The following is a 13,191-nucleotide window of genomic DNA, read 5'->3' on the forward strand; positions in this document are numbered from 1 at the left end:
CAGGAGGAACACATGACGACACGCATCATCACGTCCGAGGACTGCGAGGAGCTCATCGAGTGGCCCGGTCTCACGGCGGCCCTCGAGGCGGCGCACCGCGCCCTCGCCACCGGAGGCGCGGTGCAGCCCGTGCCGCACGCGCTGCGGATCCCGGGCGACACCAGCGCCGACGGTCCCGCGGTCGTGCCCATGGGCGCCTCCGCCCCCTACCTCGGCCTCGCCGCGGTGAAGCTGCTGATCGACTCCCCGCGCAACCGCGCCCTGGGCGCCCCCGCGCAGCGCTCCACGGTCTCGCTCTACTCGAGCGAGACCGCCGAGTGCCTCGCGCTGATCGACGGCCGCGCCCTCACGCGACTGCGCACCGCCGCCGTGTCGGCGCTGGCCACGCGGACGCTCGCCCGGCCCGACTCCCGCGTCCTCGCCCTCGTGGGCGCCGGCCCCCTGGCGCGTGAGCACGCCCTCGCGCTCGGGTCCGTCCTCGAGCTCGACGAGGTCCGCGTCTGGTCGCCGTCCGGCTCCTCCGCCCAGGTCCTCGCCGCCGAGCTCGTCGCCAACGGCATCGCCGCCTCGGCGCCGAGCGGGCTCGAGCGGGCGGTGCGCGGAGCGGACGTCGTCTGCACCCTGACCCCGTCGGTCGACCCCCTCCTCGACGCCTCCTGGCTCGCCGACGGCGTGCACGTGAACGCCGTGGGATCGCCTCCGCGCCACGGCTACCGGGAGCTCGCCGCCGAGGTCCTCTCGCGCGCCGACCGGGTCGTCGTCGACACCCGCGGCATCGCCTTCGCCGAGTCGGACAACATCCGCCGGTCGGGACTGGGAGCCTCCGACGTCGCCGAGCTGGGCGAGGTGCTCGTCGGACGAGCGCCCGGTCGAGCCCGTGCCGCCGACGTGACCGTGTTCAACTCCGTCGGCATCGGACTGCAGGATCTCGCGGCCGCCGCGTACGTCCTCGAGCGCGCCGTGCGCACCGAACGGGGCGTCGAGGTCCGGACGCGGGCGGCCCGATGAGCACCGCGCGGACCGGCGCACCCGCGCCGACGCGCTTGAATAGGGGGAGCCGAGCGAAGGAGGCCCGCGTGACCGGCATCGTCCCCGAGGAGTCTCTGACCGCGCAGACCTACCGCACGCTGCGCCGCCGCATCATCCTGGGCCAGTACCCCCAGGGCTCCCGGCTCGTCGAGTCGGCGCTCGCGAGCGAGCTCAGCGTCTCGCGCCTCCCCATCCGGGAGGCGGTGCCGCAGCTCGAGAACGAGGGCTTCGTCCGCACGCTCCCGCGGCGCAGCTCCCGGGTCTCGGAGTGGACGGCCGCCGACGTGACCGAGCTCTTCGACGTCCGCCTCAGCCTCGAGACCCTGGCGGCCCGACTCGCCGCTCGGCGCGTGGCCGAGGGCGTGTCGCCCGCGCCGCTGCACGACGCGATCGCCGCCGAGCACCGCGCGCTCGACAGCGAGGACTGGCTCCTGGTCGCCGAGACGAGCACCGTGGTGCACGAGGCGATCGCCGGCCTCGCCGGCAGCGCGCTCCTGGGGTCGCTCATGCGCGCGGTGAGCGGGCGGATGACGTGGCTCTTCTACCTCACGTCGGCGCGCGACCAGCACCAGCAGTCGGACGAGCACCAGGGCCTGCTCGAGGCGATCCTCGCGGGCAACGACCGGCTCGCCGAGTCGATCGCCTTCACCCACATCGAGAAGGGCCGGGCGCCGTCGCTGCGGCTGATGACCGGCGGCGACTGAGGACCCGCCTCAGTACCCGTCGTCCTCGTCCGCGTCCGGCTCCGCGTCGGCCGCGATCATCTCGACGATCGTGTCGACCGTCAGCCACGGGCCGTTGCTGACCTCGCCGATCTTCTCGCGGTCCTTGAACACGACGATGCGGTCGCTGAGCCGCACCACCTCCTCGAGCTCGGAGGAGATGTAGACGACCGAGACGCCCTCCTTGGCGAGCTGCGAGATGTGGGCCTGGATCTCGACCTTCGAGGCCACGTCGATGCCGCGAGCGGGCTCGTCGAGCACGAGCAGCCGCGGCCTGGTCGCGAGCCAGCGCGCCAGGACCACCTTCTGCTGGTTGCCTCCGGAGAGGTACTTGACCGGGAGGTCCGGGTCGGCCGGCGTGATGTTGAGCGCCTCGATGTACGTCGAGACGAGGTCGTCGGTCTCGGCCGCTGAGAGGGGGTGGGCCCAGCCGCGCAGCGCCTGGATGCCGAGCACGATGTTGTCGCGGAGGGAGAGGTCGCCGATGATGCCGTCCTCGCGGCGGTTCTCGCTCGAGTGGGCGATGCGGTTGCGCAGGCCGGAGCCCGGGTCGGTGATCAGCGCCGGCTCGCCGTCGATCAGCACGCGGCCGGTGTCGGCGCGGTCGACGCCGCTGAGCAGCGACGCCAGCTCGGTGCGCCCGGAGCCGCGCAGACCCGCGAAGCCGACGATCTCGCCGCGGTGCAGCTCCAGATCGGTCGGGGCGACGGCTCCGCGGCGGCCGAGGCCGAACGCCCGGTAGATCGGCGGGCCGCTGGGCTGGCGGCGGTGCTCGCGGCGATCGGAGCCGATCTGCCGCAGCGCGTCGATGTCCTTGCCGATCATCTTGGCGATCAGCTCGGCGCGGTCCATGGAGTGCGCCGGGTACTCGCCGACGGTGCTGCCGTCGCGCAGCACGGTGAGGCGGTCGCTCAGCGTGAGGACCTGCTCGAGGAAGTGCGACACGAAGAGGATCGCGACGCCTCCGTCGCGCAGCCGCCGCAGCACCGCGAAGAGACGGGCGACGTCGCCGAGGTCCAGGCTCGAGGTGGGCTCGTCGAGCACGAGCACGCGCGGCCGGTCGACCATGGCGCGGCTGATCGCGACGAGCTGGCGGATCGCCGGCGAGAGCGAGCGGAGGGGGAGCCGCGGATCGAGGTCGCCGAGGCCGAGCTCGCCGAGCATCTCGGCGGCGCGCTGATGGGTGCGCGACCACGAGATGCCGAAGCGGCCGCGGATCTCGTGGCCGATCATCATGTTCTCGCCGATGCTGAGGTTGTCGGTCAGCCGCTCGTCCTGGAACACCGCGGTGATGCCGGCGGATTTCGCGTCGGCCGGGCCGGTGAAGCTGCGCTCCACTCCGTCGATCACGATCACGCCGGCCTCGGGCCGGTGGATGCCGGTCAGGGTCTTGATCAGGGTCGACTTGCCGGCGCCGTTCTCGCCCATGAGGCCGTGGATCTCGCCGGGGAACAGGCGGAAGCGCACGTCCTCGAGGGCCCGGCCGGACGCGAACGACACGGTGATGCCCGACATCTCGACCACGGGAACGGCTCCGCGCTCCGTCGTCCTCGACTGAACTGCCACGTGCCGCCCTCGGTTCGTGTCGCGCGCGAGTGCCTGCCTCGACGCTGATGGGTGCCGCCGATGATACGCGAGCACGGGGACCGGGGTGGTCCCGGAAGGGTCACGACCGGGGCGGCGCCGTCGACTCGCGCACGACCAGCTCGGTGGGGATCCGCGTGCGCTGCGGGATCTCCTGGCCGCGGATGCGGGCGTGGATCACCTCGGCGACGGTCGAGCCGAGCTTGTCGAAGTCCTGCTTCACCGTGGTGAGCGGAGGGAGGAAGTGCCGCGCGGTCGGCAGGTCGTCGAAGCCCACGATGCTGACGTCCTCGGGCACCCGGATGCCGCGCGAGACCAGGCCGTGGATCACTCCGAGCGCCATCTCGTCGTTCGCGACGACCATGGCGGTGAAGTCGGGGACCGAGCGCAGGCTCGTGGCGAAGTCGTAGCCGGAGTCGGGGGTCCAGTCGCCCACGACGATCGGCCGCTCGTGCATGCCCCACGCCTTCGCGCGGGTGTGGAAGGCGCGCTCCCTGGCGCGCGCGTCGAGCCAGTCGAGGGGGCCGGACATGTGCAGCACGTCGCGGTGCCCGAGCGAGGCGAGGTGGTCGACCGCCTGGGCCATGCCGCCCTGCTGGTCGACCGAGACGGTGAGGAAGTTGGGGTCCTTGTCGGACTTGACCACCAGGGTCGGCACGCCGATCCGGACGGTGCGCAGCGTCGCGACGGAGGAGGAGCGCGGGGCGATGACGCAGAGCGCGTCGATCCCGAGTCCGGTGAGGTGGTTGATCGCGTCGACCGCCGTCATGTCGGCGTCGCTGCGGAGGGCCACCGAGGTGATGGAGTAGCCCTTCTCGCGGGCCGCGCGCTCGATCGCCCGCAGCGTGCTCGAGGGGCCGAACTCGGCTCCGCTCTCGACCATCACGCCGATGCGGTCGGTGCGCTGGGTGACCAGCGAGCGCGCCGCGATGTTGGGCCGGTAGTTGAGCTCGTCGACCGCCTCGAGGACCTTCTGCCGGGTCGACTCCTTGATGTTGGGATGACCGCTCAGCACCCGCGACACCGTCATGTGCGAGACGCCCGCGACGGCGGCGACGTGGCGCAGGTTGGGCCGGTCGGCCATGTGCACCCCCTCCGGTCCCCGGGCGTCGGAGTCGCGAGCCCGCGACCGGCGAGGGCTCGCGGGTCGTAGGTGCTGACAAGCATAGTCAGGCGGTGCGGCGGGGAGCGGCAGGGCGGGGTCGCGCTCTCACAGCGGCTCCGGACGGGGGGTGCGGGCTGCGCCCCGCGCTCAGGCGGACCCGGCGAGGAAGCGGCCGCGCTCCTCGATGAGGCGGCGCAGGTGGCGCGCGAGGACGGTGTGCTCGACGAGCCGGCCGAGGGGGCCGAGCGGCGCGGTGAACTCGATCCGGTCGGTCATGACGCAGCCTGCTCCGTCCGCCTCGAAGAGGTGCTCGTGGCGGAAGCGGGCGAAGGGACCGCGGACCTGCTCGTCGACGAAGCGGTGCGGGGCGTCGAACGCGGTGACGCGGCTCGTGAGCGAGAACGGGAGGCCGAAGTGGCGGGCCCGCCACGTCACCTCCTCGCCCGGTCCGATCAGGCCGGTGACGACTCCGCCCACCGCCCGCTCGCCGGCGGCGGCCTGCGAGGCCGTGTGCACGCCGATGTCGCGGGCGAGGTCGAAGAGCTCGGCGGGCGAGCGGGAGGAGCGGGTGCGGCACTCGAACGACACGGTCACGGAGTCGATCCTCGCGCAGGCGGGTCCGAGTCGCTCCCGCGGTGGAAGCGGCATACCCTCGGAACGCACGCGCCGTCGCAGCCCGCGGGCACCGAGGTCCGCGCCCCCGAGGGCGACCGCGGCGGCGTCACCGGGATGATCCATGTCTGCTCGCACTCCTCTCCACCCCGTCCGGTCCCTCGCGCGTCGAGCGGTCGCGGCGGTGCTGGCCGGCCTCCTCGTGCTCGCCCTCGCGCCGACGACGGCGGCCGCGGCGCCCGCTCCGGCGGCGTCCGCTCCGGTCGTCGACCTCGACGCGATGCGCGAGCGGATCGTCGCGGGCCTCGTCGGGACGGTGCCCGGGAGCGACGCCGTGGGCGACCTGTCGGCGGCGGCGGAACGGGTGGCCGAGCAGGCGCGCTCGTACCGGGCCGCGCTGGACCCCGCGGGCACCGAGCCGTGGGCCGACCTCTCGACGGGGGAGTCGATGATCGAGGTGTGGCGGGCGTACCAGCGCCTGGTGGTGCTGGCGCGGGCGGTGAAGACCCCCGGCTCGTCCCTCTTCGAGGACCGGGCGCTGATCCGGGACGTCGTCGCCACTGCCGACCGGCTGCACGCGACCCGCTACAACGAGGGCACCGTCGCGGACTCGCACTGGTGGCAGGCCGAGATCGGCGTGCCGAGGGAGCTCAACCACCTCGTGGCCCTGCTGCACGACGACCTCTCGGACGAGCAGGAGCGGGCGTACCTCGGGGCGGCCGCGCACTTCTCGGACTCCGTCCAGCGCACGGGGGCGAACCGGGTCTGGTCCGCCTCGGTGCTCGCGCTGCGCTCGGTGCTGCTCGGGCAGCCGGACCGGATCGGCGAGGCCGTGGAGGCCGTCGCGCCGGCGCTGCGGACGGCTGCGGGCGGTGACGGCTTCCACGCCGACGGCTCGTTCGTGCAGCACGGCGTGTTCGCGTACACCGGGGGCTACGGCCTCTCGATGCTCGAGACGCTCGCCGAGCTGCACTCGGTGCTCGACGGCTCGCCCTTCTCGATCCGCGGCCCGGACGGGTCGACGATCCACGATCGCGTCCTGGACGCGTTCGGACCCGTGACGTGGTGCGGAGCCCTGATGTCGACGGTCCGCGGGCGGGAGATCGCCCGCGCCGACCAGGAGGACACCGAGGCGGGGGTGCGGGTGCAGGCGGCCGTGCTCCGGCTGGCCGACAGCGCCGGGCCCGCTCTGCAGTCGAGGCTGCGCGCCCTCGCGAAGTCGTGGCTCGAGTGCGCCGGCGACCGCGCCGCGACCGTCGAGTCCCAGGGCGGAGTGGCCGATGTGGTCCGCGCGCGGCTGGTGCTCCAGGACGCGGCGATCGAGCCGGCCCCGATCGGATCCGGCGCGGTGTCGTTCACCGGCATGGACCGCTTCGTCCGCAGCACCGACGACTGGGCCTTCGCGGTCGGGATGTCGAGCGAGCGCATCGCCGGGTTCGAGACCCTGAGCGGGGAGAACGGGACGGGGTGGAGCACCGGGAACGGGGCGACGTACCTCTACTCCGGTGCCGCCGAGCAGTACGACGGCGGCTACTGGGCCACGGCGGACCCCTACCGGGTGCCGGGCACGACCGAGGACACGATCGTGCGCGCGCCCGGAGACGGCGGGAACGAGACGGTCCCCGGATCCGCGGCCGGGAGCATCGCGACGCCGTCCGAGGCGGGAGTCGCCGCCTTCGTGCACCGCGATCCGGCGACCGGCCTCGTCGCGCAGAAGGCGTGGTTCGCGTTCGACGACGAGATCGTGGCGCTGGGCTCCGGGATCACGTCGACGGGGATGACCGGCCCGGGCTGGGACGGCGCGCCGCGGCGCGTGGAGACGACCGTGGACTCCCGGCGCGCGCTGGGTGAGGACGCGGTCCTGCGGGTCGACGGTGCTCCGGTGGCCGCGGGCTCCTCGTCGACGACGACCGCCCGCTGGGCGTCGATCACCGGATCGGGCGAGTCGGTCGGGTACGTGTTCCCCGAGCCGGCGTCCGTCACCGCCCTCGACGAGACCCGGTCGGGAGAGTGGTCGGGCGAGGACCGCTCCCCGGCGGCCGCCCGCTTCGACACGCTGACCCTCGACCACGGCACCGACCCGACGGACGCGGGCTACGCCTGGACCGTGCTGCCCGGCAGCGACGAGGCGGCGACGGCGGCGTACGCGCTCGACCCGGACGTCGACGTGCTGGCGAGCACCGCGCAGCTCGGCGCGGTCCGGGACGGCTCGAGCGGCACCGTGAGCGCGGTGACGTGGAGCGACGAGCCCCAGCGGATCGTCGCCGACGGCCGGACCTGGGGCGAGATCGACGGCCGCGCGCTCGTCAGCGTGCACGAGGACGAGCGGACGGTGACCGTGACGGTGAGCGATCCGGCGCAGCTCGGCGGCGGCGCCGCGGGGCTGACCGCGCCCGTGACCGTCGACCTCGCGCGGGACACCTTCGGCACGGTCGGAGGCGCCGACGCGGCGGTGAGCGTGTCGGCGTCGCCCGGGCACACGGTGGTGACCGTGGCGCCCTCCGGTGAGCGCGGCGCGACCGCGTCGGTCACGTTCGAGAAGGAGCCCCGGTCGCTCGCCGAGCTCCCGGTGATCGTCCTGCTGGTGCTGGCGATGCTGGCGCTGCAGCTGCTGCTCGTCGAGCGGCCCGGGTCGGCGAGGCGCCGCGAGCGGCCCGGGTCGGCGAGGCGCCGCGGGCGGCACGCGGGGTGAGGCGTCAGCCCTCGGACGGGAGGACCGCGAAGAGCGAGTGGATGTTGCCCTCCGGATCGGCGAAGAAGCCGGTGAGGTGGCCCCAGTCCTGACGCACCGGTTCGGCGATCGCGACGGCTCCGGCGGCGACGATCGCGGCGAACTCCTCCGGGAGCTCGGCCGCGCTCGCGCACTCGAAGTTGAGCTCCACGGCCTGGCCGCCGCGCGGTGCGCGGAAGGAGGGGTGGTCGCGGGTGTGCGCGCCGAGACCGGCGCGGTGGAAGACGGCGAGGCGGACGCCCTCGTTCTCGAGTTGCACGTACGACTCCTCCCGCACGACGACGGCGAAGCCCAGCGCGCGCTCGAAGAAGGCGGCGAGCCCCTGCACGTCGTCGGCGAGCAGGGTGATGCCCTCGAGGGCGATGCGGGTCATGGTCGAGGACGGTAGCAGCCGGGTCGGACGCCGGAGGGCGGCGCGGTCCGGCCTACCGCCTCGCCCGGGCGTCTGCGAGGCTCGCCGGATGACCGCTCCTCCCGTCTTCGCCGACCCGCGCCGCACGGGGGCCCTGATCGGGCTGGCCGGTGCGGCGGTGTTCGTCTTCTCGTACACGCCCGCCGGGCCGCTGCCGCTCGTCGTCCGGGTGGGGGTGGTGGCGGTGATCGCCGCGACGCTCTGGTTCCTCTTCGCGCGCCCGCGGGATCTCGGTCCGTTCGTCCCTCCGAGCCGCGTCGGCATCGCCGTCTACCTCGCGTGCGTCGCCGGGGAGCTGGCGCTGATCGCCGCAGGCACGCGCCTGCTCGAGGGGGCGGGTGCCGGCGAGCTGCGCCCCGCCCTGATCGCGCTGGTCGTGGGACTGCACTTCCTGCCCTTCTCGTGGGCGTTCCACGAGCGCATGTTCGCGCTGCTGGGCGGGCTGCTCGTCGTGCTCGGTGCGCTCGGGCTGGTGACGGGCGCCGCCGAGGCGCTGGCGGTCGCGTCCGGAGCAGTGATGGCGCTGCTGCTGCTGGCGTACAGCCTCGGGCTGTTCGCGCGCCGACGCTGACTCCGTCGGGTGGGGGGCGGGGTCGACCCTGGACGACCCCGCCCGGGGACGGCCCGGTCGGAGCGGCGTACCCGAAACGCGTGCTCGACCCTGAGGCCCGTCCCGATCCCGGAGACGCGGGGGTCCGCCGTCGTCCGGGAGCTGGAGGCGAGACGGGTCCGGGTCTCGTGATGACGTTCAGGATGCCGGAGAGGGAGGGGCGTGTCCAATCGCGCGGCGCCGCTCGGGCGGAGCCGGCCGGGCGTGCATCCGGCTCAGGGATCCTTCGTAGACTCGGGATCCGCTCCGGATGAACGCCGCGTCCTGAAGTGACGTACCTCCCTCGACGGACCGACCGGTCCGCGATCGAGGAGGTGCCGATGGCATCCGCGGCATCACTGGCGCGACGACACGAGGAGCCCGCGATGACCCGGTCCTCCCGCGACCGCGATCGCGCGCCCGCCCCTGTCGCCCGGCTCCGACCCGGGACCGGCTTCGACCTCGCCGAGGCCTTCGACGCGCACGGCTCGGCCCTGCTCGGCTTCGCGGTGAACGCGCTGCGCGACCGCGGACTCGCCGAGGACTGCGTGCAGGAGACGTTCCTGAGGGCGTGGCGCTCGCAGGCGAGCTACTCGCCCGAGCGCGGCAGCCTGCGCACCTGGTTGTTCGCGATCGCGCGGAACGTCGTCGTCGACGTCCACCGCTCGATGCAGCGGCTGCCCCGCCTGGTCGCGGCGGACGTGCTCGAGGACGTCCCCGGCGACGAGCGCGACCCCCTCGATCCGCTCGCGATGGCGGAGGCGCTCGCGCGGCTCTCGGAGCCGCACCGCGCCGTCGTGGTCGCGATCCACCTCCGCGGCGAGAGCTACTCCGAGCTGTCCGCGGCGACCGGGGTGCCGGTCGCGACCCTGCGCACCCGCGCCTTCTACGCGCTGCGGGCGCTCCGCGACCACCTCGCGGCGCCCGACGGCACCGATTCGACCGACCCGACCGACCCGACCGACCAGGAGCGACCATGACAGGCACCGAGCAGTCCGGCGGACGCCGCGAGGAGCTGATCGCCGCGGCGCTCGCGGGCGAGCTGTCCGCGGGCGAGGCGGCCGAGCTCGACCGCCTGCGGTCCGAGGACCCCGCGATCGATCGCGAGCTCGCCTCCTTCGGAGTCGTGCTCGAGGGCCTCGGAGCGATCGGCGGGTGGGAGGAGCCGGAGGCCCCGGCCGCGCTCCGCTCGCGTGTGCTCGGCCTCGCTGAGCAGCCGCCGACGCGCCATCGCGTCCGCCGCGCAGCCCTCGCCGTGGGAGCGGCTGCGGCGTGCGTCGCGATCGGCGCCCTCGGCGCGACGGCGCTGCAGGGCACGGAGGAGCGACCCGTCGCGGGTCCGCCCGGCACGCTCGGCGCGGTCGAGACGATCGCCTTCGAGGAGTCGTCGGCGATCGACGTCGAGGGCTCCGTCATCGCCCACACCTGGGGCACCGAGACCGTGCTGCGCGCCTCCGGCTTCACCGCGGGGGAGAGCTTCGACCTCGTCCTGGTGACCGACTCGGGCGAGCGCCTGGCGTCGGGGTCGTTCCTCGGAAGCGCGGTCGAGATCGACTGCGAGATGAACGCGGCGGTGCTGCGCGAGTCGGTGGCCGCCGTCGAGATCGTCGCGACCGGCGGCGCTGTGGTGGCGAGCGCGGAGCTGCCCGTCGTCGAGAGCTGAGGGCGGCGCTCCGGGCCTGCAGAAGTGAGGCTCAGCGGGCGTTCCGCGCGAGATCCGTGGTCCCTGAGTCGTTCAGCCTTCGTCGCGACGGCGCCCGCCGCGCGCCGCCCACCGGGTGCCGGCCCAGAACGCGAGCACGAGCAGTCCGAGAGCGGCGAGCGCCGCGGCGACGAGCTGCTCCCAGCGCACGAGGAGCGTCCCCGGCGGCGGGAAGAGGCTGTCCGACAGCGGGGCGTAGGCGAACCAGCCGAACGAGATCTCGCGCGGAGTCGCCAGAGCGACGACGACTCCGGCGGTCAGCAGCAGGACGCCGAGGGCGGGGACGAGGATCGCCGGCTTCCGACTCACTCCGGGCCCCACTTCTCGAGGAACTCCGCGGTGGTCGTCGTCTCGAGGTCGAGCCGCACCAGACCGAGCAGGTCGTGGGGATCGCCGATGTCGGCCGCGGTGCGGATCACGACGCCGCCCGTGTCCAGGCGCGTGACGACGAGATCGAACACGGTGATCACGCCACCGCCCAGCGCGGCGTCGAGGAGTCCGCGGAGCCGGCCGCCCCGGGTGTACTGCAGGTCCGCAGCCAGGTGATCGGCCGCGACCTCGGGCTCCTCGCCGTGCTCCGTCTCCACCCCTCGACGCTACCCCGGGTCGCTCGCGTAGGGTCCCCTGGTGACCTCTCGACCTGTGCAGGTGTGGCGGGCCGCGACGGCCGGGCCGCGACTCCTGCTCGCTGCGAAGACCGCCGTCGCGGTCGGCCTCGCCTGGGCGATCGCGCCGCACGTGCCCGGAGTGGCCGAGCAGTACCCCTACTACGCGCCGCTCGGGGCGCTCGTCAGCATGTACCCCACGCTGATGGGCTCGGCCCGCACCGGCCTGCAGACGCTCGCCGGGCTGGCGACCGGGATCGGTCTGGCCGCGCTGGTGGTCGCGACCGTCGGGCCGACGTGGTGGACGATCCCGCTGATCGTCGGGATCGGCGTGCTCGTCTCGGGCACGGGCTGGTTCGGCGCCGGCAAGGAGTACGTGCCGATGGCGGCGCTGTTCGTGCTGATCATCGGCGGGGCGCGGGCCGAGGACTACTCGCTCGGCTACCTGGTGCAGATGGCGGTCGGAGTCGTCGTCGGGCTGCTCGTGAACCTGGTCGTGGTGCCCGGGCTGACGAGCGAGGCGGCGTCGGCGCGCGTCGACGAGTTCCAGGAGCGGCTCGCGGGGGTGCTGCGCGACACGGCCGTCGCGCTCGCCGAGCCGTGGCCGCCCGAGCAGTCGTCGTGGGCGAGCACGGGGGAGGAGCTGGCCGCGACGTCGGAGGACGTGCGCGCCGCCCTGGTCGAGGCGGACGAGAGCCGCAAGGGCAACCCGCGCGCACTGCTGCACCGCCGCGACTCCCGCTCGGACCACGCCCGGCTGGCCGCGCTCGACACGATCCTCTTCCACGTGCGCGACCTGACGGCGGCGCTCGCCGACACGATGTGGGACCGGCCGGGCGCCCTGCGTTTCGACGCCGAGCTCACGCATCCGCTCGCCGAGGCCTGCCGGGCCGTCGGCGACGCGATCGACCGGCACGGCGACGCGAGCCCGGAGGCGCACCGCCGGCTCGGCGAGGCGGTCCGCGCGGTCAGGATCCTCGTGCAGGCGGTCGACGAGCGCTCGGTGGCGGCGGGGAGCGCGCTCGGGCCCGGGGTGCTCGTCGCGCTGCACCTGCGGCGCATCGTGGTGCTGCTGGCGCACCGAGGGGACGAGGAGCCGAGCAGCTAGGGCCTGGCGAGCGCGAGCACGCCCGCGAGTCCCTCCGGGGTCCCGCTCCAGTGCCGGCGGATCGCGTCGGTGCCCGAGCGGCGGATCGCGAAGCGCAGCACGAGGGCGACGACGATCACGTCGTCGGCGATCCCCAGCACCGGGATCACGTCGGGGATCAGATCGATCGGGAGGAGCAGGTAGCCCAGCAGCCCGATCAGCGACCAGCGGACGGAGCGCGGCACCGTGTCGTCCCGGACGAGCGCGCGGAGCAGGCGCACGACGTCGGGGACGAGGCGCAGCGCCCCCCGCCAGTCGACCGATCGGCCCATCCGCTTCTGCTGGGTCCAGAGCACCGCGAGCAGGGCGCACCAGACCAGCGCGAGACCGCCGAGCACGGCGAGGGCGACGCCCCACCAGCTGTCGGGCGTCACGGGGCGCGGGTCTCGGTGCGGGTCATTCCGCCACCGTAGCCGTGCGATCCGCGGGTGCTCGCGCGGTCTGCAGGTGATCCGCGCGGGAAGGCGCTCGCCGCCGCATCGAGCGGTGGGGAGCGCGGAGGATCCCCTGCAGATCGCACAGGGGAGTCCCGGCGGTGCGCCCGGGCGGGCCAGCGGCGGTGCTACTCCGCGTCGCCGTCGAGCCGGTCGCGGATCGAGGTCTGCACGTCGACGCGCTCCTTGTCGACGGAGTCGGTCACGGTCCGCATCTGCACGATCCGGTCGACGAGCACGCTCACGCGCTCGGTCGGCACGATGCGGGTGGTGAGGACCGGCTGCTCGGCGTGGAGCACGAGCGTGATCGGCGCGGGCGGCTCGGAGTCGTCGGCCTGATGGGGGGCGTCGAGCGGCTCGCGCTCGATCACGAGCTCCTCGCGGCGCAGCTGCACCGTGATCGTGCGCTCGTCGGTGACGACGACCTTGCGGATCCGCACCCTCTCGGTGGCGGTGCGGACGGTCGTCGCGCTGAGCCGCTCCTCCGAGCGGATCACGCTCACGCTGTCGTCCGGGGGG

The 13,191-nt window shown here is 74.3% G+C and carries 15 protein-coding genes; 7 read left to right on the top strand and 8 right to left on the bottom strand.

All coding sequences use genetic code 11. The features are described 5' to 3' along the window. The first annotated feature begins 12 nt into the window (after positions 1-12). Together IOC53_RS11055 and IOC53_RS11060 are read left to right on the top strand one after the other, a co-directional pair. A complete protein-coding gene (locus IOC53_RS11055; RefSeq protein WP_207405678.1) occupies positions 13-1,008 on the top strand; it encodes an ornithine cyclodeaminase family protein in 996 nt (331 codons plus the stop codon). A gap of 68 nt (positions 1,009-1,076) precedes the next feature. Next, positions 1,077-1,733, top strand: a complete 657-nt coding sequence (locus tag IOC53_RS11060) for a GntR family transcriptional regulator (RefSeq protein WP_207405679.1) — start codon at positions 1,077-1,079, stop codon at positions 1,731-1,733. 9 nt (positions 1,734-1,742) lie between these two features. Here the strand turns inward: IOC53_RS11060 and IOC53_RS11065 are convergent, their stop codons facing one another. The 3 genes from IOC53_RS11065 to IOC53_RS11075 form a co-directional block, all read right to left on the bottom strand. Then, complete coding sequence (locus IOC53_RS11065; RefSeq protein WP_207405705.1) at positions 1,743-3,266, bottom strand: sugar ABC transporter ATP-binding protein; 1,524 nt, start codon at positions 3,264-3,266, stop codon at positions 1,743-1,745. A gap of 151 nt (positions 3,267-3,417) precedes the next feature. Beyond that, positions 3,418-4,419, bottom strand: a complete 1,002-nt coding sequence (locus tag IOC53_RS11070) for a LacI family DNA-binding transcriptional regulator (RefSeq protein WP_207405680.1) — start codon at positions 4,417-4,419, stop codon at positions 3,418-3,420. A gap of 168 nt (positions 4,420-4,587) precedes the next feature. Continuing rightward, positions 4,588-5,034, bottom strand: coding sequence for an SRPBCC family protein (locus tag IOC53_RS11075; RefSeq protein WP_207405681.1), 447 nt, complete (start codon positions 5,032-5,034; stop codon positions 4,588-4,590). A 142-nt stretch (positions 5,035-5,176) separates the two neighbouring features. Here IOC53_RS11075 and IOC53_RS11080 point away from each other — a divergent pair, with 142 nt between their 5' ends. Continuing rightward, the gene (locus IOC53_RS11080) at positions 5,177-7,744 is read left to right on the top strand and encodes a polysaccharide lyase 8 family protein (RefSeq protein ID WP_207405682.1); all 2,568 of its coding nucleotides are present in this window, start codon (positions 5,177-5,179) and stop codon (positions 7,742-7,744) included. Between the two features lie 4 nt (positions 7,745-7,748). On the opposite strand, the gene IOC53_RS11085 is transcribed toward IOC53_RS11080, so the two are convergent. Then, the gene (locus tag IOC53_RS11085) at positions 7,749-8,156 is read right to left on the bottom strand and encodes a VOC family protein (RefSeq protein ID WP_207405683.1); all 408 of its coding nucleotides are present in this window, start codon (positions 8,154-8,156) and stop codon (positions 7,749-7,751) included. 88 nt (positions 8,157-8,244) lie between these two features. On the opposite strand from IOC53_RS11085, the gene IOC53_RS11090 reads away from it, so the two are divergent. From IOC53_RS11090 to IOC53_RS11100, 3 genes are all read left to right on the top strand, one after another. Next, positions 8,245-8,766 carry a hypothetical protein gene (locus tag IOC53_RS11090; protein WP_207405685.1) on the top strand — a complete coding sequence of 174 codons (522 nt, stop codon included), beginning with the start codon at positions 8,245-8,247 and terminating at the stop codon, positions 8,764-8,766. Between the two features lie 404 nt (positions 8,767-9,170). Next, a complete protein-coding gene (locus IOC53_RS11095) occupies positions 9,171-9,764 on the top strand; it encodes an RNA polymerase sigma factor (protein WP_207405687.1) in 594 nt (197 codons plus the stop codon). Beyond that, entirely contained in the window at positions 9,761-10,447 is a 687-nt protein-coding gene (locus IOC53_RS11100) for a hypothetical protein (protein ID WP_207405689.1), read from the top strand. The genes IOC53_RS11095 and IOC53_RS11100 overlap by 4 nt, the downstream gene beginning before the upstream one ends. 72 nt (positions 10,448-10,519) lie before the next feature. Here the strand turns inward: IOC53_RS11100 and IOC53_RS11105 are convergent, their stop codons facing one another. Both IOC53_RS11105 and IOC53_RS11110 read right to left on the bottom strand, forming a co-directional pair. Continuing rightward, complete coding sequence (locus tag IOC53_RS11105; RefSeq protein ID WP_307786163.1) at positions 10,520-10,795, bottom strand: hypothetical protein; 276 nt, start codon at positions 10,793-10,795, stop codon at positions 10,520-10,522. Continuing rightward, positions 10,792-11,073, bottom strand: coding sequence for a hypothetical protein (locus IOC53_RS11110; protein ID WP_207405693.1), 282 nt, complete (start codon positions 11,071-11,073; stop codon positions 10,792-10,794). Before IOC53_RS11110 ends, IOC53_RS11105 begins: the two co-directional genes overlap by 4 nt. A gap of 40 nt (positions 11,074-11,113) precedes the next feature. On the opposite strand from IOC53_RS11110, the gene IOC53_RS11115 reads away from it, so the two are divergent. Continuing rightward, a complete protein-coding gene (locus IOC53_RS11115; protein WP_307786164.1) occupies positions 11,114-12,199 on the top strand; it encodes an aromatic acid exporter family protein in 1,086 nt (361 codons plus the stop codon). On the opposite strand, the gene IOC53_RS11120 is transcribed toward IOC53_RS11115, so the two are convergent. Beyond that, positions 12,196-12,612, bottom strand: coding sequence for a DUF1232 domain-containing protein (locus IOC53_RS11120; protein ID WP_307786165.1), 417 nt, complete (start codon positions 12,610-12,612; stop codon positions 12,196-12,198). The genes IOC53_RS11115 and IOC53_RS11120 overlap by 4 nt on opposite strands. A gap of 188 nt (positions 12,613-12,800) precedes the next feature. Continuing rightward, on the bottom strand, positions 12,801-13,191 hold a 391-nt coding region (locus tag IOC53_RS11125; protein WP_207405695.1), incomplete at its 5' end, for a YsnF/AvaK domain-containing protein.

Origin of the sequence: Rathayibacter sp. SD072 (genome assembly GCF_017355185.1) — a bacterium.
Taxonomy (GTDB): domain Bacteria; phylum Actinomycetota; class Actinomycetes; order Actinomycetales; family Microbacteriaceae; genus Rathayibacter.